At 65.9% G+C, this 23,161-nt stretch carries 18 protein-coding genes; 9 read left to right on the forward strand and 9 right to left on the reverse strand.

The annotated features are described in order from the left end of the window. Window positions 1-104: 104 nt before the first annotated feature. Window positions 105-1,463: a GTPase/DUF3482 domain-containing protein gene (locus F6X61_RS03965; protein ID WP_153785499.1), complete on the reverse strand. Its 1,359-nt coding sequence runs from the start codon at window positions 1,461-1,463 to the stop codon at window positions 105-107. After that, entirely contained in the window at window positions 1,456-2,847 is a 1,392-nt protein-coding gene (locus tag F6X61_RS03970) for a DUF2868 domain-containing protein (RefSeq protein ID WP_153785500.1), read from the reverse strand. Before F6X61_RS03970 ends, F6X61_RS03965 begins: the two co-directional genes overlap by 8 nt. Before the next feature lie 54 nt (window positions 2,848-2,901). Between F6X61_RS03970 and F6X61_RS03975 the strand changes: the two genes are divergently transcribed. The 4 genes from F6X61_RS03975 (at window position 2,902) to F6X61_RS03990 (ending at window position 7,512) form a co-directional block, all read left to right on the forward strand. Continuing rightward, window positions 2,902-3,420, forward strand: coding sequence for a dihydrofolate reductase (locus tag F6X61_RS03975; RefSeq protein WP_153785501.1), 519 nt, complete (start codon window positions 2,902-2,904; stop codon window positions 3,418-3,420). A 74-nt stretch (window positions 3,421-3,494) separates the two neighbouring features. Further along, window positions 3,495-4,028 carry an RNA polymerase sigma factor gene (locus F6X61_RS03980; protein WP_110992128.1) on the forward strand — a complete coding sequence of 178 codons (534 nt, stop codon included), beginning with the start codon at window positions 3,495-3,497 and terminating at the stop codon, window positions 4,026-4,028. Then, on the forward strand, window positions 4,025-5,008 hold the full coding sequence (locus F6X61_RS03985; RefSeq protein ID WP_256671281.1) for a FecR family protein: 984 nt from the start codon (window positions 4,025-4,027) through the stop codon (window positions 5,006-5,008). The genes F6X61_RS03980 and F6X61_RS03985 overlap by 4 nt, the downstream gene beginning before the upstream one ends. Window positions 5,009-5,127: 119 nt before the next feature. Continuing rightward, entirely contained in the window at window positions 5,128-7,512 is a 2,385-nt protein-coding gene (locus F6X61_RS03990; RefSeq protein ID WP_153785502.1) for a TonB-dependent receptor, read from the forward strand. A 103-nt stretch (window positions 7,513-7,615) separates the two neighbouring features. Here the strand turns inward: F6X61_RS03990 and F6X61_RS03995 are convergent, their stop codons facing one another. Then, window positions 7,616-9,007, reverse strand: coding sequence for an L-cystine transporter (locus F6X61_RS03995; protein ID WP_153785503.1), 1,392 nt, complete (start codon window positions 9,005-9,007; stop codon window positions 7,616-7,618). A gap of 247 nt (window positions 9,008-9,254) precedes the next feature. Here F6X61_RS03995 and F6X61_RS04000 point away from each other — a divergent pair, with 247 nt between their 5' ends. Further along, entirely contained in the window at window positions 9,255-10,310 is a 1,056-nt protein-coding gene (locus F6X61_RS04000; RefSeq protein WP_178125762.1) for a haloacid dehalogenase-like hydrolase, read from the forward strand. 141 nt (window positions 10,311-10,451) lie between these two features. Here F6X61_RS04000 and ilvD read toward each other — a convergent pair whose 3' ends face one another. Further along, window positions 10,452-12,293 carry a dihydroxy-acid dehydratase gene (ilvD, locus tag F6X61_RS04005; RefSeq protein WP_110992132.1) on the reverse strand — a complete coding sequence of 614 codons (1,842 nt, stop codon included), beginning with the start codon at window positions 12,291-12,293 and terminating at the stop codon, window positions 10,452-10,454. Window positions 12,294-12,613: 320 nt separating this feature from the next. On the opposite strand from ilvD, the gene F6X61_RS04010 reads away from it, so the two are divergent. Both F6X61_RS04010 and F6X61_RS04015 read left to right on the forward strand, forming a co-directional pair. Beyond that, window positions 12,614-14,290 (forward strand): DUF4153 domain-containing protein, encoded by a 1,677-nt coding sequence (locus F6X61_RS04010; RefSeq protein ID WP_153785505.1) that lies wholly within the window; start codon window positions 12,614-12,616, stop codon window positions 14,288-14,290. 152 nt (window positions 14,291-14,442) lie between these two features. Next, on the forward strand, window positions 14,443-15,510 hold the full coding sequence (locus F6X61_RS04015) for a phosphatidylinositol-specific phospholipase C (RefSeq protein ID WP_153785506.1): 1,068 nt from the start codon (window positions 14,443-14,445) through the stop codon (window positions 15,508-15,510). A gap of 57 nt (window positions 15,511-15,567) precedes the next feature. On the opposite strand, the gene F6X61_RS04020 is transcribed toward F6X61_RS04015, so the two are convergent. Then, on the reverse strand, window positions 15,568-16,764 hold the full coding sequence (locus F6X61_RS04020; protein WP_153785507.1) for a class I SAM-dependent rRNA methyltransferase: 1,197 nt from the start codon (window positions 16,762-16,764) through the stop codon (window positions 15,568-15,570). 401 nt (window positions 16,765-17,165) lie between these two features. Here F6X61_RS04020 and F6X61_RS04025 point away from each other — a divergent pair, with 401 nt between their 5' ends. Both F6X61_RS04025 and mutM read left to right on the forward strand, forming a co-directional pair. After that, complete coding sequence (locus F6X61_RS04025) at window positions 17,166-17,984, forward strand: HDOD domain-containing protein (protein WP_178125763.1); 819 nt, start codon at window positions 17,166-17,168, stop codon at window positions 17,982-17,984. Window positions 17,985-17,987: 3 nt separating this feature from the next. Beyond that, window positions 17,988-18,800, forward strand: coding sequence for a bifunctional DNA-formamidopyrimidine glycosylase/DNA-(apurinic or apyrimidinic site) lyase (gene mutM / locus F6X61_RS04030; RefSeq protein WP_153785508.1), 813 nt, complete (start codon window positions 17,988-17,990; stop codon window positions 18,798-18,800). Window positions 18,801-18,888: 88 nt separating this feature from the next. On the opposite strand, the gene ggt is transcribed toward mutM, so the two are convergent. The 4 genes from ggt to F6X61_RS04050 form a co-directional block, all read right to left on the reverse strand. Further along, on the reverse strand, window positions 18,889-20,571 hold the full coding sequence (gene ggt / locus F6X61_RS04035) for a gamma-glutamyltransferase (RefSeq protein ID WP_178125760.1): 1,683 nt from the start codon (window positions 20,569-20,571) through the stop codon (window positions 18,889-18,891). Next, on the reverse strand, window positions 20,571-20,822 hold the full coding sequence (locus F6X61_RS04040) for a YfhL family 4Fe-4S dicluster ferredoxin (RefSeq protein WP_011531711.1): 252 nt from the start codon (window positions 20,820-20,822) through the stop codon (window positions 20,571-20,573). The genes ggt and F6X61_RS04040 overlap by 1 nt, the downstream gene beginning before the upstream one ends. 119 nt (window positions 20,823-20,941) lie before the next feature. Next, entirely contained in the window at window positions 20,942-21,421 is a 480-nt protein-coding gene (gene coaD / locus F6X61_RS04045; RefSeq protein WP_153785509.1) for a pantetheine-phosphate adenylyltransferase, read from the reverse strand. A gap of 111 nt (window positions 21,422-21,532) precedes the next feature. After that, window positions 21,533-23,131, reverse strand: a complete 1,599-nt coding sequence (locus tag F6X61_RS04050; protein WP_153785510.1) for a GMC family oxidoreductase — start codon at window positions 23,129-23,131, stop codon at window positions 21,533-21,535. Window positions 23,132-23,161: the final 30 nt, after the last annotated feature.

The following is a 23,161-nucleotide window of genomic DNA, read 5'->3' on the forward strand; positions in this document are numbered from 1 at the left end:
ACTTTGATGGCCTGCACCGGCCTCTTCGCGGGTAAACCCGCTCCCACAGGTCATGTGCAGGTCCTGTGGGAGCGGGTTTACCCGCGAAGGGGCCGGACCTGTTCTCAAAGCTGTGTGACCAACGCCTCCAACTGCTCCTGGCGCTCCGCCTGATTCACCTTTGCCCCCGGATTGAGCGCCGACCACTGCGGATGTGCCCGCGCCTTGCTCAGCGCCTCGGGCAGCTTGCCTTCGCGCCAGGCCTTCTCGTCCAGCGCGCCCAGGCGAATGCTGTCCTGCGCCGCATGCCCGCGGCTATCCAACGCCACCATCAACTGCTGCTGACGCAGCGCCAGCAGGCGCAGCACGGTGTCATCCACGGTCAATTCCCGTTGGCCCTTGAGCTTGCCCATCAACCGCGCGCCATAGTTGCGCGCCGTTTGCAGCGCGCCACCGGCAATGGCCCCGGCCAGCGCGGCGGCGCCCAGGGTCAGGCCGCCGACCAGCAGATCGACGCCAGCACCGGCCGCTGCACCTGCCGCCACCCCACTGCCTAGGCGCACGCCCAGCAACTTCAAGGTTTCCGGGTTGAACAGGTCATCGCCCCAGCGGCCATCCAGCAATGGCAGGTCACCGGCATCGGCATCTTCGCGGCGGAAGGCATACAGCTTGAGCAGCGCCTCGACACAGCGCTGCTCGCGCTGGCGCACGTCCCGGCGCAGGGCCTCGATGGCCTTGGCTTCGTCGGCGGGCTCGACACTGCGCCGGCAGGCGGCGCAATCGAGCAGCAATTCGGCGATCAGGCGTTTGCCGCTGTGCTGGCGGGCCAGGCGCTGCGCCTGCTGGTCATCGATCAGCCGCTGCAGGGCCGGGCGGGCTTCTTCCAGCAACAGGGCGAGGCTTTCGTACAGGCGTCGTTCGCCGTCCTCCGGCGGGGCCACGCTGTCAAACCGCACCAGCGCGTGCAGGCCCAGCCGTGCCAGGGCTTCGCGCCATTCCGGCTCGCGGTGCTGGTGGCTGGCGACGAAGTTGAGCACCGGCAGCAGTGGCTTGCCGCAACCGGCCAGTACCTCCAGCTCGTCGCGGTACTTGGCCAGCACCGGTTCGCGGGCGTCGATCACATACAGCCCGGCGTTGCTTGCCAGCAACTGGCGCAGCACCTTGGCTTCCTGTTCGAAGCGTTGGCGCGCCTCGCTGCCCTGGAGGAAACGCTCCAGCCGGGCCGGGCCATCGAGCCGCTCGCCCGGTCGCTCCAGGCGTTCGAGGTAGTCGAGCAGGGCGATGGCGTCTTCCAGGCCGGGGGTGTCGTACAGCTCCAGCAGCGGTTCGCCGTCCACCGACAGGCGCGCGCCTTCGACATGGCGGGTGGTGCTGGGGCGGTGCGAGACCTCGCCGAACCCGACATCGCGGGTCAGGGTGCGCAGCAGCGAGGTCTTGCCGACGTTGGTGTGGCCGACCACGGCCAGTTTCAGCGGCTCAGTCATGGCCATGCTCCAGCCAGGTCAGCGGCGAGGTGTCGGCGTGGGGCAGGCCCAGGCGGTCGAGGGCGTCGTGCCAGTCGCCCAGACGCGCGGCGTCCAGCGCCTGGCCGGGTTGCGGCTGGAGCAGCCAGATGCGCGTGGCGCCGGCATTGCGCGCCAGCTCCGCGAGCAGCGCCAGGCTGCCGCGGTCCGGTGAGCGACGTGGATCACAGGCGATGGCCAGGCGCGCCGGGGGGAAGCGGCCAAGCTGTTCGAGCAGTTTGTGGCGCGATTCGCGGCTGTCGAGTACGCCGGCGTTGGTCACGTTTTTCGGCAGGGCCGGTGGCCAGGGATGCTGGTCGTCCAGCTCCAGGCCCACCAGCAGCGCGCCGCTGCTGCCGCTGTCCAGTTGCCCGGCCTCGAACTGCGGGAGCGCCTCCGGGGCCGCGTCCTGCACGCCGATCCGCTCGCTGCGTGGCATCAACGCTTCTCGCAACTGCGCATAGCCGGGCAGGTTGAGGTCCAGGGCCAGCCGCCCGCGGCCCTGGCGCCAGCGCCACAGGCACAGCGCGGCCAGCACCAGGCGCGGCAACAGGCCGTAGACCAGCACCACGCCGAGCAGCCAGCTGGCCCAGGCCTGGCGCGCCAGGTCGAGGGCCGGCAGGGTGTCGCCGCTGGCGCGGATCATGGCCTCGTCCGGCACGGCGAAGCCCAGCAGCGAGGGCAGGGCGCCGAGGGCGTGGGTGAGGGCGATGAAGGGTTCGGCGGCGAGCAGCGTGGTTTCCCAGACGAAGCCGTAGCGCCGGGTCGCCAGCAACGCCAGCAACATGCCCAGCGCCGCCAGCATCGCCAACAGCCACAGGCCATGCACCAGGGCACCGAGCAGCCAGCGATTCAGGCGTTGGCGCTGCAACAGCACCAGCAGCGCCGGGGCCAGCTGCGCGGCCTTGGCATCACGGGCCAGGCGTTCGCTCAGCCACAGCCACAGGCGGCCCAGCGTTGCGCCCTGTTCGCCGGCGTAGAAAAAGCCGATGGCCCAACCGGCCAAGAGCAAAACGTTGAGCCCGAGCAGGCTGCCCAGGGCCCAGAATACGTTCACCGGGCGCTGGCCATCGCCCAGCGCGGCAAGGCCCAGGCCGGCGCCGCTGAACACGGCCAGCACCATCAACGCCATCAACGCCAGGCGGGCGCCTTGCTTCCAGTGGCGCAGCGCCTCGGCCATGCCGTCGCGTTCGGCTAGCCACAGGGCCCGGGCCTCGATGCGGGTAGCCAGGTCGCCACCCTGCTGGCGGGCGCGGCGGTTGGCTTCCTGGTCCTCCAGGGGGCCGGCGTGTTCTTCGCGCAGGCGCACCGCTTCGGTGAGCCAGCGCTTGTCCAGTTCAGTCAGTGCAGTCACAAGCTCGTCCATTGCACAGGTCAGGGCGCAAGCATAACCCACGTGCCCGGTGCTATCCTCGCCGCCATGACTACCTCACTCCCCCTCAGCCTGATCGCGGCCCTCGCCGAGAACCGTGTGATCGGCATCGACAACACCATGCCCTGGCATCTGCCGGGGGACTTCAAGTACTTCAAGGCCACCACCCTGGGCAAGCCGATCATCATGGGGCGCAAGACCTGGGATTCGCTGGGCCGGCCGTTGCCGGGGCGCTTGAACATCGTCGTCAGCCGCCAGCCTGGCTTGCAACTGGCCGGCGCCGAGGTGTTCGCGTCGCTGGAAGCCGCGCTGGTACGCGCCGAGCAATGGGCCCGGGAGCAGGGCGTCGAGGAGCTGATGCTGATCGGCGGCGCGCAGCTTTACGGCCAGGCGCTGGAAAAAGGGCTAGTGAGCCGCATGTATCTGACCCGGGTCGAGCTGTCGCCCCAGGGCGATGCCTGGTTCCCCGAGTACGACCTGGGGCGGTGGCAGTTGGCCTCGAGCCAGGCCCAGGCCGCCGAGGGCGATGGCCCGGCCTACCATTTCGAGGTCTGGGATAAACGCTGATCAGCAGCAATTGCGAATTCATCTCATCTTCTGCTAGCGTGCGCACCTCTTGAGACCTAGAGCCAGGACGTGCCGTGTCTTCATGGAACAAGCAGATCGCCCGGCTGTTCACCGAGCACAAGAAGGCCCTTGAGGCCTTCGTGGCACGGCGCACCGGCAATGCGCAGGTGGCCGCCGACCTGACCCAGGAGTCCTTCCTGCGGCTGGCGCGGCTGCCTGCCGACAAGCAGATCGATAACCTGTCGGCTTTTCTGTTCACCATCGCCAGCAACCTGGTGCGCGACCACCAGCGCCAGGCCATTCGCCGTGAGCGCCTGGACGCCGGCGAGCCGAGCGAGGAGCTGGCCAGCGAAGCTCCCGCTGCCGAAGACCAGTTGGCCGCACAGCAGGAGCAAGCCCTGATGCAGGCCGCCATCCAGGCCTTGCCCGAGGCGACCCGGCACATCTTCCTGCTCTATCATGTCGACGGTTGCACCTACCGCGAAATCGGCGAGCGCATGAACACCACGCCACGCAGCGTCGAATACCAGCTGCGCAAGGCGCTGCTCGACTGCCGTGCCTTCATCAAGGCGCAGCTGGCCGGCGACGGTGGGAGGCAACGCCCATGAGCCAGGATCCCGAGAGCACCATTGACCCCATGAGCGACATGCCCGACAGCGAGCAGCTGTTCGCCGAAGCCACCGCCTGGTACTACCGCCTGCAAGCCGACGATGTCACCGCGGCCGAACGGCAGGCGTTTGCCGACTGGCACCTGCAGGGGCCGGAGCAGGCTCAGGCCTGGGCCGAGGTGATCACCTTGCTGGGCGCCCTGCAGGCCCCGGCCAGGCGCGTGCGCGAGCAGCAGCGCGGGCAATGGCGCACAGCGCCACGGCGGGCCTGGCCCAGGGTTGCAAGTGCTGCCGCCGCGGTGCTGACGCTGGGGCTGCTGCTCAGCCAGACGCCCTGGCTGGACCGCTGGCGTGCCGACTACGCCACTGGCACCGGCGAGTCGCGCAGCGTGCAGCTGGCCGATGGCTCGCGTATCCAGTTGAACACTGACAGCGCGCTGCAGGTGGAGCTGGCCCATGGCGAGCGGCGCGTGCACCTGTTGCGTGGCGAGGCCTGGTTCGAGGTGACCCGTGACCCCGACCGGCCCTTCGTGGTGCGCGCCGGCGACGGTTGGGTGCGGGTGGTCGGCACGCAATTCAGTGTCGCCCTCGAAGGCGAACAGGCCCGTGTGCAATTGGCCCAGGGCAAGGTGCAGGTGCGTGCGGGGGAAAGCCCCGGGGTGTTCCTGGTACCGGGGCAGGCAGTGGAATACGCGGCCAACGGGCCGGGGGCTATTCACCCGTTCGAACCGGGCCGGGCGTTCGCCTGGCGGCAACGGCAACTGGTGTTCAGCCAGCAGCCCCTGGCTGAAGTGGTGGCCGAGCTGAACCGCTATTGGCCGGGCCAGACCCTGGTGCTGGGTGATGCCCTGCGCCAGCGCAAGGTGTCCGGGGTGTTCGAAATCGACAAGCCGGACGCCGTGCTCCGGGCCCTGACCCACACCCTGGGTGTCCACGCCGAGCAATACACCCCTTACTTGCGCATTCTGCGCGAGGGATGAAAAAAGTTTCGGGGATTCCCGCGGGTCCGTCGTCCTTGAATGAGCAGGCGTAAATAATAAGCACTCTCAGATGGTGCAGCGCCACTCAATGACTTGGACGATTTCGGGGAGCTCCACTGATGAAGATTACCGCCACTCGGACCGTGCTCGGCCTGGCCATCGCGCTGGGCAGCGCAGCACTGGCCGCGCCGCTGCAGGCGCAGGCCGCAGCGCAGGCACAGGTTTACCGTTTCGAGATCCCGGCGCAGTCGCTGGACTCGGCGCTGGCGGCCTTCAGTGCAGTCACCCGGGTGCAGGTGCTGGTGCCGGGCGAGTTCACCCAGGGCCTGCGTTCGTCGGGCCTCAATGGCAGTTATCCACAGGACCAGGCACTGGCCAGGCTGCTGCAAGGCACCGGGCTGAGCGCCAGCGTGATCGACGCCGACAGCGTCACCCTGGAGCGCCAGCGCGCGGCAGGCGACACCTCGATGCAGCTGGGCGCAACCAAGATCGACAGCAGCGCGCTGGGGGCCACCACCGAGGGCAGCGGCTCCTACACCACGGGCGCGCTGACCATCGGCAAGGGTGAACAGAAACTCAAGGACATCCCCCAGTCGGTCTCGGTGGTTACCCGCCAACGCTTGAACGACCAGAACATGAACAGCCTGCAGGACGCCATGCGCCAGGTGACCGGGGCGACGATCAAGAGCTACAACAGCGGCTCCAACCTCAACGATGTGTACATGCGCGGCTTCCTGGTCGACCAGGTGCAGGTGGACGGCGTTTCGCAGCTGACCGGGCAGGGCGACATGGCCACCAGCTTCGACCTGGCGATGTTCGACCGGGTCGAGGTACTGCGCGGCCCCTCCGGCCTGTACCAGGGCGCAGGGGAGCCGGGCGGTACCATCAACCTGGTGCGCAAGCGTGCGCTGGGCACCTTCGGCCTGAGCGGCGAGCTGTCGGCCGGCAGTTGGGACCGCTACCACTCCACTGTCGATGTCACCGGCCCGCTGAACAGCGACGGCACCCTGCGCGGGCGTTTCGTGACCGCCTACGAGAACAACCAGTCGTTCGTCGACCATGCGCAGAACGAGCGGCCCATGGTCTATGGCCGCCTGGAATACGACGTGAGCCCGGCCACCACGCTGTCCCTGGGTGGTGCCTATCAGCGCAACAACTCGACGCCGGCGTTCGGCCTGCCGGCCTATGCGGACGGCAAGCTGCTGGATGTGAGCCGCTCGAGCTTCGTCGACGCCAAGTGGAACGAGTTGGACGAGCGCGTGTGGGAGGGCTTCTTCGAGGTGGACCACGCCCTGGACAATGGCGGCCAGTTCAAGACCTCGCTGACCTACCGCGATGCCGAGACCCCGACCCGCAACTTCACCTGGACCGATGGCGCGGTGGACAGGGCGACCGGCGCCAGCTCCGCAGTGGCCTACGCCTACTACACCCATATCAAGACCCTCGGCCTGGACAGCTTCGTGACCTTGCCGGTGGAGGCGTTCGGGCGCAGCCACGAACTGACCGTGGGCGCCGAATACCAGCACCTGGACAAGGACTTCACCTACGGCGGAGGGGAGTACTTCGACATCAATGTGTACGACCCGGGCAGCATCAATATCCCCAAGCGCGACTACGAGATGGTCAACGGCAACTGGGTCAAGTCGCAGCAGTACGGTGTGTATGCGCGCACCAAGATCAGCGCCACCGACTGGCTGGACGTGATCCTCGGCAGCCGGGTGACCTGGTTCGAGAGCGAAGGGCGTAACGCCAATGCCTTCTTCGACAACTTCAGCAACACCGAGACCAACATCGACCGCAAGGTGATCCCTTACGCGGCGCTGGTGGCCAAGCTCACCCCGGAGCTTTCGGCCTACGCCAGCTACACCAGCGTGTTCAAGCCGCAGACCGACGTGGACGCCAGCGGCAAGCCGATCGACCCGCGCGAGGGCGAACAGTACGAGCTGGGGCTCAAGCGCGAGTTTCTCGATGGCCGCCTGAACGGCAGCGTGGCGTTGTTCCGCATCTATGACGAGAACCGTGCGCAGTCGGTGCAGCGCACCGCCTACTTCGAGGCTCAGGGCAGGGTCCGTAGCCAGGGTTGGGAAACCGAGCTGTCCGGCAACCTGACCGACAACTGGAGCATCAGCACCGGTTACGCCTTCACCATGCTCAAGTCGATGAACGAGGAGAACTACCAGGGCATCAGCATCACCCCCAAGCACAACTTCAACCTGTGGACGCGTTACGAGTTCAAGGATGGGCCGTTGGACGGTTTCAGCGTGGGTGGCGGTGTGCGGGCGGTCAGTCAGACCTATTACAAGCGTGACGTGGACTTCGTCCAGGGTGGTTACAGCGTGGCCACCGCGCAGGTGGGGTATCGCTTCAACAAGCACCTGTCGTCCACGCTCACGGCCAACAACCTGTTCGACCGCAAGTATTACGAGCGGGTGGACAGTGCCTGGGGGTCGAACTTCTATGGCGAGCCGCGCAACCTGACGTTGACGTTGCGGGCCAGTTACTGACTTGCAGCCCTATCGCCGGCAAGCCGGCTCCCACAGGAAAATGCATGACCCCGTGGGAGCCGGCTTGCCGGCGAAAGGGGCGCAAAGCGCCCCCAGCAATTTCTCAGGAGTGACTCAGCTCGGCATGCTCATCCCCGCCCAGCACCTGCTGGTCGGTCTGCTTGAGCAACTGGCTGGTCACCACGCCCGCAGTCATCGAGCCATTCACGTTCAACGCCGTGCGCCCCATGTCGATCAGCGGCTCCACCGAGATCAGCAGCGCTACCAACTCCACCGGCAGGCCCATGGCCGGCAGCACGATCAGTGCGGCGAAGGTCGCACCACCGCCCACGCCGGCCACACCGGCCGAGCTCAGGGTGACGATGGCCACCAGGGTAGCGATCCACAGCGGGTCGAAGGTGTCGATGCCCACCGCCGGGGCGACCATCACCGCGAGCATCGCCGGGTACAGGCCGGCGCAGCCGTTCTGGCCGATGGTGGCGCCGAACGAGGCGCTGAAGCTGGCGATCGACTGCGGCACGCCCAGGCGCTGGGTTTGCGCCTCGATGTTCAGCGGGATGCTGGCGGCGCTGGAGCGGCTGGTGAAGGCGAAGGTCAGTACCGGCCACACTTTACGGAAGAAGCGCAGCGGGCTGACGCCGGTCAGCGCCAGGATCACCCCGTGCACCACGAACATCAGGCCCAGGCCGATGTACGACACCACCACGAAGCTGCCCAGCTTGAGGATGTCGTCGAGGTTGGAGCTGGCCACCACCTTGGTCATCAGCGCCAGCACGCCATAGGGGGTGAGTTTCATCACCAGGCGCACCAGGCGCATCACCCAGGCTTGCAGCACGTCGATGGCCGACAGCGCGCGTTGGCCTTTGTCCTTGTCGTCCTTGATCAGTTGCAAGGCGGCCAGGCCCAGGAACACAGCGAAGATCACCACGCTGATGATCGAGGTCGGCTTGGCCCGCGCCAAGTCGGCCACCGGGTTGGTGGGGACGAACGACAGCAGCAGTTGCGGGATGTTGAGGTCGGCGACCTTGCCTGCGTAGTCGCTGTGGATCGCCTGCAGCCGCGCGCTTTCCTGCACGCCAGCTACCAGGCCCTCGGCGCTGAGGCCGAACAGGTTGGTCAGGGCGATGCCGAGCAGCGCGGCGATGGCGGTGGTCAGCAGCAGGGTGCCGATGCTCAGCACGCTGATGCGGCCCAGGCTCGATGCATTGTGCAGGCGGGCCACGGCGCTGAGGATCGAGGCGAAGATCAGCGGCATGACGATCATCTGCAGCAGGCCGACATAGCCGTTGCCGACCAGGTCGAGCCAGGCAATGGTGGCTTTGAGTACCGGGTGGCCGGCGCCGTAGACCGTGTGCAGGACCAGGCCGAAGACCACGCCCAGGGCCAGGCCCAGCAGTACTTTTTTGGCCAGGCTCCAGTCGGTGCGGCGGGTTTGCGCCAGGCCCAGCAGCAGGGCCAGGAACGCCAGCAGGTTGAGAGACAGCGGCAGGTTCATTGAAGCTCCAGAAAAAGCAGAAGAGGCATCGCCTCTGATGAGCGATTGCGAACCGAAATGCTAACAGCCTGAAAACAAACGAATTTATACCTAAAAGGAATTTGCATAGTCGTTTATGGAATAACGCCTTGTCGTTATTGGCAATCCACATGGCGTTTGCGGCTGCGTCGGGGTCGGTCGCGAGCGCCTGGGTGTCATAAAACGGGTCTAGGGTTGAGCGGCCACGTCTTTGGGAGAACTGCACATGATGTCTGCGCCGAAACTGCTTGCCGGCGGGTTGGCCCTGTTGCTCAGCGCCAGCAGCTGGGCGGCCACCGAGCTCAAGCACTGGCCCGCCGAGGCGGCCAGCAAGCTGGACGCGATGATCGCCGCCAATGCCAACAAGGGTAACTACGCGGTGTTCGACATGGACAACACCAGTTACCGCTTCGACCTCGAAGAGTCGCTGTTGCCGTTTATGGAGAACAAGGGCCTGCTGACCCGCGACAAGCTCGACCCCTCGCTCAAGCTGATCCCGTTCAAGGACACCGCCGAGCACAAGGAGAGCCTGTTCAGCTACTACTACCGCCTGTGTGAAATCGACGACATGGTCTGCTACCCGTGGGTGGCCCAGGTGTTCTCGGGCTTCACCCTCAAGGAGCTGAAGCAGCAGGTCGACGAGTTGATGGCCTCGGGCAAGCCGATCCCAAGCACCTATTACGAAGGGGATCAGGTCAAGAACATCGAGGTACAGCCGCCCAAGGTCTTCACCGGCCAAGCCGAGCTGTACAACAAGCTGATGGAGAACGGCATCGAGGTATACGTGATCTCGGCGGCGTCGGAAGAGCTGGTGCGCATGGTCGCCGCCGACCCCAAGTACGGCTACAACGTCAAACCCGAGAACGTGATTGGCGTGAGCCTGCTGCTCAAGGACCGCGCCACGGGCCAGTTGACCACCGCACGCAAGCAGATCAGCGCCGGTCACTATGACCCCAAGGCCAACGAAGGCCTGGAGCTGACCCCGTACCTGTGGACCCCGGCGACCTGGATGGCCGGCAAGCAGGCGGCGATCCTGACCTATATCGACGAATGGAAGAAACCGGTGCTGGTGGGCGGCGACACGCCGACCAGCGATGGCTACATGCAGTTCCACAGCGTCGATGTGGGTAAGGGCGGCATCCACCTGTGGATCAACCGCAAGGCCAAGTACATGGACCAGTTGAACGGCATGATCGCCAAGCATGCGGCGGCCCAGGCCAAGGAAGGGTTGCCGGTGACGGCGGACAAGAACTGGGTGATCGTGACGCCGGAGCAGATTCAGTAATACGTCATGGCCATCGCGGGGCAAGCCCGCTCCCACGCAAAGCCGCGCTTACTTCGTGGGAGCGGGCTTGCCCCGCGATAAGGGACGAGCGGATAAAAAAACCGGCGCACCAGGCGCCGGTTTTTTCATGCCATCAAAGCCTCACAGCCCTTCAAGCATCGCCTTGTTACGCACCGCACCCTTGTCGGCGCTGGTGGCCAGCAGGGCATAGGCCTTCAGCGCGGTGGTCACCTTGCGTGGGCGCACTTCGGCCGGCTTCCAGCCTTTCTTGTCCTGCTCGACGCGGCGCGCGGCCAGCTCTTCGTCGCTGACCAGCAGGTTGATCGAACGGTTGGGGATGTCGATCAGCACCTTGTCGCCGTCGCGCACCAGGCCGATGGCACCGCCAGCGGCGGCTTCCGGCGAGGCGTGGCCGATCGACAGGCCCGAAGTACCGCCCGAGAAGCGGCCGTCGGTGAGCAGGGCGCAGGCTTTGCCCAGGCCTTTGGATTTCAGGTACGAGGTCGGGTACAGCATCTCCTGCATGCCCGGGCCGCCTTTCGGGCCTTCGTAGCGGATGATGACGATGTCGCCGGCCTTCACTTCGTCGGCAAGGATGCCGCGCACGGCGCTGTCCTGGCTTTCGAAGATCTTCGCGTTGCCTTCGAACACATGGATCGACTCATCCACGCCGGCGGTCTTCACCACGCAGCCGTCCAGGGCGATGTTGCCGTACAGCACGGCCAGGCCGCCTTCTTGCGAGTAGGCGTGCTCGAAGCTGCGGATGCAGCCGTTTTCGCGGTCGTCGTCCAGGGTTTCCCAGCGGGTCGACTGGCTGAACGCGGTCTGCGTCGGGATGCCGGCCGGGCCTGCCTTGAAGAAGGTGTGCACGGCTTCGTCATCGGTCTGGGTGATGTCCCACTTGGCGATGGCTTCTTCCATGCTGGCGCTGTGCACGGTCGGCAGGTCGGTGTGCAGCAGGCCGCCACGGGCCAGCGAACCGAGGATGCTGAAGATGCCGCCGGCGCGGTGCACGTCTTCCATGTGGTACTTCTGGATGTTCGGCGCCACCTTGCACAGCTGCGGCACCTTGCGTGACAGGCGATCGATGTCGCGCAGGTCGAAGTCCACCTCGCCTTCCTGGGCCGCGGCCAGCAGGTGCAGGATGGTGTTGGTCGAACCGCCCATGGCGATGTCGAGCATCATGGCGTTCTCGAACGCCTTGAAGTTGGCGATGCTGCGCGGCAGGACCGAGGTGTCGTTGTCGCCGTAGTAGCGTTTGCACAGTTCGACGATGGTGCGGCCAGCGGTGAGGAACAGCTGCTCGCGGTCCGAGTGGGTGGCCAGGGTCGAGCCGTTGCCCGGCAGGGCCAGGCCCAGGGCCTCGGTCAGGCAGTTCATCGAGTTGGCAGTGAACATGCCGGAGCACGAACCGCAGGTCGGGCAGGCGCTGCGCTCGTACTCGGCGACTTTCTCGTCGGAGGCGCTGGAGTCGGCGGCGATGACCATGGCGTCGACCAGGTCCAGGCCATGGCTGGCCAGCTTGGTCTTGCCGGCTTCCATCGGGCCGCCGGAGACGAAGATCACCGGGATGTTCAGGCGCAGGGCGGCCATCAGCATGCCGGGGGTGATCTTGTCGCAGTTGGAGATGCAGACGATGGCGTCGGCGCAGTGGGCGTTGACCATGTACTCGACGGCGTCGGCGATGATTTCGCGGCTGGGCAGCGAATAGAGCATGCCGTCGTGGCCCATGGCGATGCCGTCATCGACTGCGATGGTGTTGAACTCTTTGGCCACGCCACCGGCGCGTTCGATCTCGCGGGCGACCAGCTGGCCCAGGTCCTTCAGGTGCACGTGCCCCGGGACGAACTGGGTGAACGAGTTGGCGATGGCGATGATCGGTTTCTTGAAATCGTCGTCCTTCATCCCGGTGGCGCGCCACAGGGCGCGGGCGCCGGCCATGTTGCGGCCGTGGGTGGAGGTCTTGGAACGGTAATCAGGCATGGAGCGCTCCTGGCGGCTAAATCACGTCACGTAAATAGGGAGTGAGCTTCTCTTTTCCTGAAACGCCGAAGGCCGGTTGCCGCTGGCAAGGATGGGGGCCGAAGACCACGCGGGATCGCCGCAGGCTCGACCAGAGCTCATAAACCCGCCGGGGATGTCTGGCGATGAATAGGCCCGATTCTACACCGCCGCGCCTGCGAGGGAATGCCGTTGTGATAATTGGCAGTCGGCCCAGGCCGCACGGTAAAGCCCTTGGCATCGGTTGCGCAGGGTTCGGTAGACTGGCGCGCTTCGTCCCCCACTGGCCAAAAGGATTTGCCATGCCGGCGCCTGCTCGCTCGTTGTTGTATTACGTTGTCATCGGCCTGCTCCAGGGCCTGGTATTGCTCGCCACCGTGCTGGGGCGCGGTGAAGTGCTCGGCTTCGGTATGTCGGTGGCCGTCTGTGTCGCGATGGTGGTGGCGGGCCTTAACCTGCAGTTGCTCGGCAGCGCTGTGCGCCAGCGCGGCACGGGCTGGCTGGTACTGGGCCTGACCTTGTTGATCAGCGGGATCAGCGGCTGGGTGTTCAGCGCCGAGCCCAATGGCTGGCTACAGATGACCTGGTGCCTGGCGGCGGTGGTGCTGGGCTATATCGGCACCGCGTTCATCCTGGCCTGGCCGACCGGCGAAGGGCTGCGGCTGCGCTACGAAGACCTGTTCCGGCATGCCTGGAACAATGTGTTCATCCTGTTCCTGGCGCAGATGCTGACCGGCCTGTTCTGGCAGCTGCTGTGGCTGTGTGCGCTGCTGTTCAGCATGCTGGGCATCCCGCAGGTGAAGGACGTGGTGGAGTCGCCGGTGTTCCTCTGGCTGGTGCTGCCGGTGGTGTTCTCCCTGGGGATGCGCATGGGCCGGGAGAACGAGAAGGTCATCGGCCTGCTGCGTGGCATCCTGCTGACGCTGTGCCGCTTCCTGCTGCCGCTCGGCGCGCTGATTACCCTGCTGTTCACCCTGACGCTGCCGTTCACCGGGCTGCAGCCGGTGTGGGACACGGGTTACTCGACGACTCTGTTGCTGGCGCTGGCGATCATCACCCTGTTCCTGGTCAACGGTGTGTTCCAGGAGGGGCATCAGGGCAGCGTCTATCCCGTTGCACTCAAGCGCCTGGTAAACGCCAGCCTGCTGTGCCTGCCGGTGCTGGTGGGCCTGGCGGCCTACGCCAGCTGGATGCGCATCGACCAGTACGGGCTGACACCGTCGCGAATCCTGGCGCTGTTGCTGGTGGGGGTGATGCTGGTCCACGGCCTGGCGGCGGCCTGGGCGGTGCTGGCGTCGCGCCAGGGCTGGCTTAACAGCCTGCGGGTGAGCAACCCGTGGATCGCCCTGCTCAGCGCGGTGCTGGTAGTGCTGTTCTATACGCCGTTGCTCGCGCCACAGCAGCTGAGTGCGAAAAACCAGGTCGAGCGCCTGGTCAGTGGGCGTACGTCGGTCAGCGACTTCGATGCGCGAAACCTGTACCACGACCTGGGCCAGCCGGGGCGCGAGGCCTTCGAGCAGCTTGAAAAACGGCTGCAAACGGATGAGTTGTTCGATGCGCCAGAGCGTGCGCAACTGCTGGCGACGCTGGAGCAAGTGCGACGGCCGGCAGCGGCCGAGGAACGCGGGCCAAAATTGGAGTGGCTGGGGCCGGTACAGTCCAGCACTGAAGCTTTGGCTGACTCGACCCTGGCCGAAAGCCAGTGCGGCGGCAAGGGCTGCTATCTGTGGGCGGTCGACCTGGATGACGATGGGCACAACGAAGTGCTGATGATTCCGCGGCACACTTACGCATCGCGCCTGTTCGTGCTCACCTGGGACAACCGCGAATGGCGGGAAGTGGGGAGTTTGAGCGGCAACATGGACAACCTGGATGGGTTGGTCAACGGCATTCGCGAAGGGGCGGTGAAGCTGGTCACGCCGCGCTACAGGACCTTGAGCATCGGCGGGCAGGAGCTGATGCAGGACTTCAGGCGGTAACAGGGGCTGTCCTGCAGCCCTTCGCCGGCTTGTCGGCGATGAAGCCGCAACGCGGCCTCATGCTGTCAGGCCAACGGGTAACTATCTAACGCCTGGTCGTTTGCCTGCTTGCTAGCGTGGCCGCACTTCTCACAGTCCAAGGAGGACACCCCATGGGACCTTTGCGTTGCCTTGCCGGTCTGCTCTGCTGCCTGGCCAGCTCAGCCTTCGCTCACCTCGACGATGCCTACTCCCACGATGCCCATGATCCATTCACCGACAAGCACGCGTGGATGGGCATGATCCGTGACAATGTGCGGCTAAGCGAAATGGCACTTCCGGGCACCCACGATTCGGCGACCTTTGATGTCAGACTGTTTCCGATCGTCACAGACATCGTCAGCACCCAGACTCTCGATTTCGACGAGCAGTTGCGCTACGGCATTCGTGTGCTCGATCTACGTATCCGGCAAACGGGTGATGCATTCGCCTTGCACCATGGCTCGGTCTATCTCGACAAGATGTTCGGCAGCGCGCTTGAGTCGATTCGACGCTTTCTCAAGGCCAACCCCAGCGAAACCGTATTGTTTCGCATCAAGCAGGAGCATACCCCCGAGAGCAATGTAACCCTGAGCCTGGCGCAGGTCTTCGAGCAGTACATGGCGCAGTTCTCGGACATCTACCTGAAGGCGCCGGGTGGCGGTGTCACGCTGGGCGAGGCGCGAGGGAAATTCGTCGTGCTGTCCAACATCGCCGAGCTCAACAACCAAGGGCTCGACTACGCCAGTTTCGACGTCCAGGATGATTCAACCCTGAAAACCAACTGGGACCTGCACGAGAAGTACCTCAAGGTACGGCGCCACCTGCACCGAGCTGCCGCGGGCAGCCCGGATACGTTCTATGTGAACTACCTGTCGGGCAGTGTCGGTTCGTTTCCCTACTTCGTTGCCAGCGGCCACGTCAGCCCGGGGACGGATGCCGCGCGGTTGTCCACCGGGCTCATCGCGCTGGGGGAAGTCGACTGGTACCCGTTCTTTCCCCGGACAACCTGTGCCATGCGGGTCTGCTCGATATCCTTCGAAGGCACCAACACCCTCGCGCGTGACGACATCAAGGATCTGAACGGCCCTGGGCCGACGCAAAGGACGGTTGGCATCATCATGGCCGATTTCCCGGGCGAGTCGTTGATTGCCAACATCATCGCCAACAACCACAACTCGACCCATGACTTGGGACGATGAGTCGGTCTGTGTTTCTGCCGCTGCCTGGGCCATGCAGTGGCCCAGGCAGGGATTTGATCAGCTGTTCGGCAGCAAGCGGCAGGTAATGCTCTTGATGTAACGGGTCTCGCTGATCGCCGGGTGCACCGGGTGGTCAGGGCCCTGGCCGCCACGTTCGAGCAGCTGCAGGTTGCGGTCCAGGTGGCGGGCGCTGGTCAGCAGGATGTTGTTCAGGTCGTCCTCGGGCAGGTGCATCGAGCACGAGGCGCTGACCAGGATGCCGTCCTTGTTGAGCATGCGCATGGCCTGTTCGTTGAGGCGGCGGTAGGCGGCCTCGCCGTTTTTCAGGTCTTTCTTGCGTTTGATGAAGGCGGGCGGGTCGGCAACGATCACGTCGAAACGCTCTTCGGCGGCTTTGAGCTCGCGCAGGGCTTCGAACACATCGCCTTCGATGCAGGTCACTTTCTCGCTGATGCCGTTCAGCGCGGCATTGCGCTCCACGCCGTCCAGAGCGAAGCCCGAGGCGTCCACGCAGAACACTTCGCTGGCGCCGAATGCGCCGGCCTGCACACCCCAGCCACCGATGTAGCTGAACAGGTCGAGTACGCGCTTGCCTTTGACGTAGGGCGCCAGGCGCGCGCGGTTCATGCGGTGGTCGTAGAACCAGCCGGTCTTCTGCCCTTCACGTACCGGGGCTTCGAACTTGACGCCGTTCTCTTCCAGGGCGACCCAGTCCGGCACTTCGCCGTAGACGGTGTCGACGTAGCGCTCGAGGCCTTCGGCGTCACGGGCGGCGGAGTCGTTCTTGAACAGGATGCCGCTGGGCTTGAGCACCTGGACCAGGGCGGCGATCACTTCGTCCTTGTGCGCTTCCATGGTGGCCGAGGCCAGTTGCACCACGAGGATGTCGAAGAAACGGTCGACCACCAGGCCGGGCAGCAGGTCGGAGTCGCCGTAGACCAGGCGGTAGCACGGTTTGTCGAACAACCGCTCGCGCAGCGACAGGGCCACGTTCAGGCGGTGCACCAGCAGCGACTTGTCCAGCGGCAGCTTGGCGTCACGCGACAGCAGGCGGGCGCAGATCAGGTTGTTCGGGCTCATGGCCACCACGCCCAGCGGCTTGCCGTTGGCGGCTTCGAGGATGGCTTGCTGGCCGGCCTTCAGGCCCTGCAGCGGGGTGGCGGCAACGTCGACTTCATTGCTGTAGACCCACAGGTGGCCGGCGCGCAGGCGGCGGTCGGCATTGGCTTTGAGACGAAGGCTGGGCAGGGACATGACGTCGCTCCGGGAAAAAAGAGCGGGAGTATACCGTGTTGGCTCAGGGTTCGGCGCGCGGGCACGACCAAGTGTGGGATGGATAAGATCAGGCGTGGGAGCGGGCTTGCCCCGCGATGGCGTCAGTATGGCCAGCGATGTTCGCCGGGTAGGACCTATCGCGGGGCAAGCCCGCTCCCACGCAGGCCAACCACGCAGGCCAACCACGCAGGCCAACCACGCAGGCCAACCACGCAGGCCAACCATGCCCACGGGTCTAAAGAAAAACCTGGAACGAACGATCCACTCATTGGGTGCCCTGGCGGACTACAGGGTTTAGAATCCCCCGTCCCCAAGGAGCCCGAACCATGTCCCAGGAACTTACCGCCGAACAGATCCAGCAAGCCTTGCAAGGCATCACCATTCCGCCGCAGCCGCAGATCATGGTCGACCTGCAGTTCGAGCAGTACATGCCCGACCCGGACCTGGAGACCATCGCCAAGCTGATTTCCCAGGACCCCGGCCTGGCCGGCGCCCTGCTCAAGCTGGTCAATTCGGCGCAGTTCGGCCTGTCGAACAAGATCGGTTCGATCCAGCGCGCGGTGAACCTGCTGGGCAGCCGCTCGATCATCAACCTGATCAACGCCCAGTCGATCAAGGGCGAGATGAGCGACGAGACCATCGTCACCCTCAACCCGTTCTGGGACACCGCCCAGGACGTGGCCATGACCTGCCTCACCCTGGCCAAACGCACCGGCATCCAGGCGGCGGACGAGGCCTACACCCTGGGCCTGTTCCACGATTGCGGCGTGCCGCTGATGCACAAGCGCTTCCCCAACTACATGGAAGTGCTGGAAGAGTCCTACGCCAAGGCCAATGACGAAGTCCGCGTGGTGGACACCGAGAACCGCGTGTTCAACACCAACCACTCGGTGGTCGGCTATTTCACCGCCAAGTCGTGGCGCCTGCCGGAGCACATCAGCGCCGCCATCGCCAATCACCACAACGCCCTGGCGGTGTTCCGCGACGAGTCCTCGCGCAACGCCCAGACCCAGCTGAAGAACCTGTTGGCGGTGTTGAAGATGTCCGAGCACATCTGCGCCTCGTACCGCGTGCTGGGCAATCAGAGCGTCGACCACGAGTGGAACATGGTTGGTCCGCTGGTGCTGGAATACATCGGGCTGTCGGAGTACGACTTCGAGCAGCTCAAGCAGGACATCCGCGAACTGGGCGGGCGCTGAACCATGCCGGAATTGCCAGAGGTCGAAACCACCCGGCGCGGTATTGCGCCGCATCTGGTGGGCCAGCGGGTCAGCCGTGTGGTGGTGCGTGACCGGCGCCTGCGCTGGCCGATCCCGGAAGACCTCGACGTGCGCCTGTCGGGGCAGCGCATCGTCAGCGTCGAGCGCCGCGCCAAGTACCTGTTGATCAACGCCGAGGTGGGCACGCTGATCAGCCACCTGGGCATGTCGGGCAACCTGCGCCTGGTCGAACTGGGCTTGCCGGCAGCCAAGCATGAGCATGTGGACATCGAGCTGGAGTCGGGGCTGATGCTGCGCTACACCGACCCACGGCGCTTCGGCGCCATGCTCTGGAGCCTCGACCCGCTCAACCATGAACTGCTGCTGCGCCTGGGGCCGGAGCCTTTGACCGACCTGTTCGACGGCGAGCGGCTGTTCCAGCTGTCCCGTGGCCGCTCGATGGCGGTCAAGCCGTTCATCATGGACAACGCGGTGGTGGTCGGGGTGGGCAACATCTATGCGACCGAAGCGTTGTTCGCCGCCGGCATCGACCCGCGCCGCGAGGCGGGCGGGATTTCCCGGGCGCGCTATCTGCGGCTGGCGATCGAGATCAAGCGGGTGCTGGCGGCGGCCATCGAGCAAGGCGGCACGACCTTGCGCGATTTCATTGGTGGCGATGGGCAGCCGGGGTATTTCCAGCAGGAGTTGTTCGTTTACGGGCGCGGTGGGCAGCCGTGCAAGGTGTGCGGCACCGAGTTGCGCACGGTGACGCTGGGGCAGCGGGCGAGCGTGTTCTGCCCGAAATGCCAGCGTTGACCGGCTGATCGCTATCGCGGGGCAAGCCCGCTCCCACAGGATCCACTCCGGGCTCGTGGGAGCGGGCTTGCCCCGCGATAGGGCCGGATCAGTCGATTACCGTCGCTTGCCCTACACCCCTGGGATCACTGGCCGCCTCGACAGTCCCGCCAACCTTGTCCCAATACAGCACCTGCTGGTTGCCGTAGTTACGCCCCACATCCTTCAACCGATACCCGCGCGCCTGCAGCTCGGCCTTTTGTGCATCGCTGAACGTCCCCGGCTCATGCTCCACCACATCCGGCAAGTACTGGTGGTGGTAGCGCGGCGTCGCTGGCCATTCGGCCACGGGGCGGCCTTCGAGCAAGCCCATTACCGACAGCAGCACCATGCTCGGGATCCGGCTGCCGCCGGGTGTGCCGAAGCTGGCGAACTGGCTTGGGCTTTCGATGAAAGTCGGGCTCATGCTCGACAGCGGCCGCTTGCCCGCCGCCACGGCATTGGCCTGGCTGCCGGCCAGGCCGTAGCTGTTGCTGCCGTTGGGGTCGGCGGCGAAATCGTCCATCTCGTTGTTCAGCACCACGCCGGTGCCGGGCACGCTGAACGCCGCGCCGAACGGCAGGTTGACCGACAGGGTGGCGGACACCGCGTTGCCGTCGGCGTCGATCACCGTGAAGTGGGTGGTGTGGTCGCCTTCACGCCAGGCCGGTGACGGCGGCAGGGCGCTGCTGGGGGTGGCCTGGTGCACGTCGATGCTGTCGGCCAGGCCAGTGAGGTAGTGGCGCGCCAGCAGGCGGTTGACGGGGTTGGCGACGTAGTCCGGGTCACCCAGCAGACCACGGTCGCGGTACGCCCGGCGCAATACCTCAATCACGTAGTGGTTGCGCTGTACCGGCTCGGCGCTTTGCCAGGGCAGGCGCTGGAGCATGGCCAGGCTCTGGGCCAGGGCAATGCCCCCGGCCGAAGGCGGTGGGCTGCTGATCAGTTCACGCTGTTCGGCCAGCTGATAGCGCAGTGGCTCGCGCCAGGCGGTGTGGTAACCGGCGAGGTCGTCGAGGCTCCACAGGCCGCCGGCCCGGCGTACGCCATCGACCAGGCGCTGGGCGGTGGGGCCACGGTAGAAGCCGTCGCGGCCATGCTCGGCGAGGGTTTGCAGGGTGCTGGCCAGCTCAGGCTGGCGGATCACCGTGCCCAGGGCCGGTACGTCATTGGCGCTGAGGAACAGCCGGGCGCTTTCGGGGTCATCACGCAGCGCCGCCAGGCGCATGGTCGCGCGGTCGCGGTAGATGCGGTCGACGGCAAAGCCCTGATTGGCCAGGCGGATTGCTGGTGCCAGGCTGTCCTTGAGCGGCAGTTTGCCGTGGCTGGCAGCGAGGTCGGCCAGGGCCTGGGGCAGGCCGGGGATGGCCGCCGCCAGCGGGCCGTTGATCGACAGGCCGGGCTGGACCTTGCCGTCCTTGAAGTACATGTCTGCCCGCGCGGCGGCAGGTGCGCGCTCGCGGGCGTCAAGGAAGGCGTAGCGCGGGGTGGCCGCTTGTTCGCGCAGCAGGAAGAAACCACCGCCGCCAAGGCCCGAGCCGTAGGGCTCGACCACTGCCAGCGCGGCGCCGATGGCCACGGCGGCATCGAAGGCGTTGCCGCCTTGTTCGAGCACCTGCCGGGCGGCGGCGGTGGCTTCGGTGTGCGGGCTGGCGATGGCGGCGCGGCCCGGGCCGTCGGCCTGGGCTGCCGTGGCCAGCAGCGCCAGGGCGGCGCCCAGCGCGGCGCGGCGTATCGCGGCGACGAACGGCATCAGGCCTTGCCGGTGATCCGGCGGTACTTGGCCATCAGCTCGTCTTCGGTTTCCGGGTGGGCTTCATCCAGTGGGATGCAGTCGACCGGGCAGACTTGCTGGCATTGCGGCTCGTCGTAGTGGCCCACGCACTGGGTGCACAGGTTCGGGTCGATCACGTAGATCTCTTCGCCTTGCGAGATGGCAGCGTTCGGGCACTCGGGTTCGCAGACGTCGCAGTTGATGCAATCGTCGGTGATGATCAGGGACATGGGGACTCCGGCCGGGGCGTCGGGCCCGGGCATGTTTCAATGCGATAGGCGCAATTGTGCCGGATTCGCGCCCGCAGTGCACGCGGGCGCGTCAGCGGGACGCGCCCCGGGCACTCAGGTTACTTGCGAAAGCGCTCGGTCAGCGCGTCGGCCACCGCCGGGTGGACGAACTTGGTGATATCGCCGCCCAACGCGGCAATTTCCCGGACCAGCGTCGAGGAAATGAACGAATAACGCTCGGAAGGCGTGAGGAACAGGCTCTCGACGTCCGGCGCCAGCTGGCGGTTCATGTTGGCCAGCTGAAACTCGTATTCGAAGTCCGAGACCGCGCGCAGGCCACGCAGGAACACATTGGCGTTCTGCTCCTTGGCGAAATGCGCCAGCAGCGAGGAGAAGCCGATGACTTCGACATTGGGCAGGTGCTTGGTGACCTCGCGGGCCAGCGCCACCCGTTGCTCCAGCGGGAACAGTGGGTTTTTCTTCGGGCTGGCGGCCACGGCAATGATCACGTGGTCGAACAGCCGCGAGGCGCGCTCGACCAGGTCGCCATGGCCTTTGGTAATGGGGTCGAAAGTACCCGGGTACAACACTCGGTTCATCGCGTCATCCTGGCTGGAGTGCGTTGGGGAGTCGGATGGTAGCGCAGCGACCGCGCCCGGCCAAGCCGCGTGGCTGGCTGATGGCACTATAGACATTGTGTGTATCGGCTGTCATGCAGTCTGTGTCAGGCGGCCAACCAGTGCCTCGCTGAGCCGCGCCGCCAGGGCGTACACCGACAGCTGCGGGTTGGCGCCGATGCTGGTGGGGAACAGCGAGCCGTCGTGGATCGACAGGTTTTCCAGCTGATGATGCCGGCCCAGGCTGTCGCATACCGCCTGGCGCGGGTCTTCGCCCAGGGCGCAGCCGCCCATGACGTGGGCGCTGCCCAGGCGCATGCGGAACAGTTCCATGGGCAGGCCGTCGATCATCGCGGCCGCTTGCGCGGGGGTGTCGACGTAGCGGGCATCGCCATGCACGGGCATCACCTGGCGGGCCCCGGCGGCGAACTGGATCTGCGCCATGCTGTGCCAGGCCCGGCGCAGGCCGTCGCGCAGGTAGTCGGTGACGGGGTAGTCGAGCACCGGCGAGCCATCGCTGCGCAGTTCTACCTGGCCGCCCGGGCTGTCCGGGTGGAAACCATCGCGCAGCAGCGCCAGCATCACATGGGTGTGCGGCAGCTCGGCCATGCGCAGGGCGTTGTCCTGGCCGTGGCCCCCGAGCAGGGTGCTGGCCAGGGCCGGGTGCAGCGGCGGCACCTCGAGTTTGTAGCCGACCGGCCCGTCGACGCCGCCCTGCCATTGGAACTGGTCGCTGTAGATCGACTGCGGCGCGCCGTAGTACGGGTCGATCCTGTCGGCAAACTGCGCGGCGCTGAAGTTGACCAGGTGCAGGAAGGTGCGTTTGCCCAGGCGCTGGTGCGGGTCGGGGGCTTCGGAGCGCAGTAGCAGGGCCGGGCTGTTGATGCCGCCACCGGCCAGCACGTAATGGCGGGCGCGCACCTGGATCTGCCGGCCGGTCGGGTGAACGCCTCGGGTATCCAGGGCCTGGCATTGCAGGTGGTCGATGCGCTGGTCGTCATGGCTGAAACGCTCGGCCCGGGCCAGGTAGAGCAGCGTGCCGCCCTTTTCCAGCAGGGCCGGAATGCTGGTGACCAGCATCGACTGCTTGGCATTGACCGGGCAGCCCATGCCGCAGTAACCCAGGTTCCAGCAGCCGCGCACGTTGCGCGGGATCACCGCCCAGCGGTGGCCGAGCGCCTCGCAGCCACGGCGCAGCACGTCGTTGTTGGCGTTGGGCGGCAGCGCCCAAGGGGTGATGCCCAGGCGCTGTTCCATGCGTTCGAACCAGGGGGCCAGGGTGGCGCTGTCCAGGCCTTTGACGGCGTGCTCCCGGGCCCAGTGCTCCAAGGTTTGCGGCGGGGTGCGAAAGCTCGAGGTCCAGTTGACCAGGGTGGTGCCGCCCACTGCGCGGCCTTGGAGGATGGTGATGGCGCCTTCTTTGCTCAGCCGGCCCAGGCCTTCCTGGTAGAGCTCGGCGTAGGCTTGGTGCTCCAGCAGGTGGAAGTCGCTGCTGGTCTTCAGCGGGCCTTCCTCGATCAGCAGCACGTTCAGGCCGGCGGCACTCAGCGCCTCGGCCGTGGTGGCGCCGCCTGCGCCGCTGCCGATCACGGCGACATCGGCTTCGAAGGTCAGGTCTTGCTCCAGGCGCGAGGCATCGTGGGTGATCCAGCCTCGTTCGAGGCCTTGGCGAAACGGGTCGGGGACGGGCATGGCGTGGCCTTTGTTGTTGGGTTTGGTAGT

Source organism: Pseudomonas sp. EMN2 (assembly GCF_009650555.1).
GTDB classification, from domain to species: Bacteria; Pseudomonadota; Gammaproteobacteria; order Pseudomonadales; family Pseudomonadaceae; genus Aquipseudomonas; species Aquipseudomonas sichuanensis.

Excerpts from the sequence above, each read along its gene's own strand:
- F6X61_RS03990 (WP_153785502.1), top strand. The coding sequence starts at position 5,128 with ATGAAGATTACCGCCACTCGGACCGTGCTCGGCCTGGCCATCGCGCTG.
- F6X61_RS03975 (WP_153785501.1), top strand. The coding sequence starts at position 2,902 with ATGACTACCTCACTCCCCCTCAGCCTGATCGCGGCCCTCGCCGAGAAC.
- mutM (WP_153785508.1), top strand. The coding sequence starts at position 17,988 with ATGCCGGAATTGCCAGAGGTCGAAACCACCCGGCGCGGTATTGCGCCG.
- ilvD (WP_110992132.1), bottom strand. The coding sequence starts at position 12,293 with ATGCCTGATTACCGTTCCAAGACCTCCACCCACGGCCGCAACATGGCC.
- F6X61_RS03970 (WP_153785500.1), bottom strand. The coding sequence starts at position 2,847 with ATGGACGAGCTTGTGACTGCACTGACTGAACTGGACAAGCGCTGGCTC.
- F6X61_RS04015 (WP_153785506.1), top strand. The coding sequence starts at position 14,443 with ATGGGACCTTTGCGTTGCCTTGCCGGTCTGCTCTGCTGCCTGGCCAGC.
- F6X61_RS04020 (WP_153785507.1), bottom strand. The coding sequence starts at position 16,764 with ATGTCCCTGCCCAGCCTTCGTCTCAAAGCCAATGCCGACCGCCGCCTG.
- F6X61_RS04050 (WP_153785510.1), bottom strand. The coding sequence starts at position 23,131 with ATGCCCGTCCCCGACCCGTTTCGCCAAGGCCTCGAACGAGGCTGGATC.
- ggt (WP_178125760.1), bottom strand. The coding sequence starts at position 20,571 with ATGCCGTTCGTCGCCGCGATACGCCGCGCCGCGCTGGGCGCCGCCCTG.
- F6X61_RS04000 (WP_178125762.1), top strand. The coding sequence starts at position 9,255 with ATGTCTGCGCCGAAACTGCTTGCCGGCGGGTTGGCCCTGTTGCTCAGC.
- coaD (WP_153785509.1), bottom strand. The coding sequence starts at position 21,421 with ATGAACCGAGTGTTGTACCCGGGTACTTTCGACCCCATTACCAAAGGC.
- F6X61_RS03985 (WP_256671281.1), top strand. The coding sequence starts at position 4,025 with ATGAGCCAGGATCCCGAGAGCACCATTGACCCCATGAGCGACATGCCC.
- F6X61_RS04010 (WP_153785505.1), top strand. The coding sequence starts at position 12,614 with ATGCCGGCGCCTGCTCGCTCGTTGTTGTATTACGTTGTCATCGGCCTG.
- F6X61_RS04040 (WP_011531711.1), bottom strand. The coding sequence starts at position 20,822 with ATGTCCCTGATCATCACCGACGATTGCATCAACTGCGACGTCTGCGAA.
- F6X61_RS03995 (WP_153785503.1), bottom strand. The coding sequence starts at position 9,007 with ATGAACCTGCCGCTGTCTCTCAACCTGCTGGCGTTCCTGGCCCTGCTG.
- F6X61_RS03965 (WP_153785499.1), bottom strand. The coding sequence starts at position 1,463 with ATGACTGAGCCGCTGAAACTGGCCGTGGTCGGCCACACCAACGTCGGC.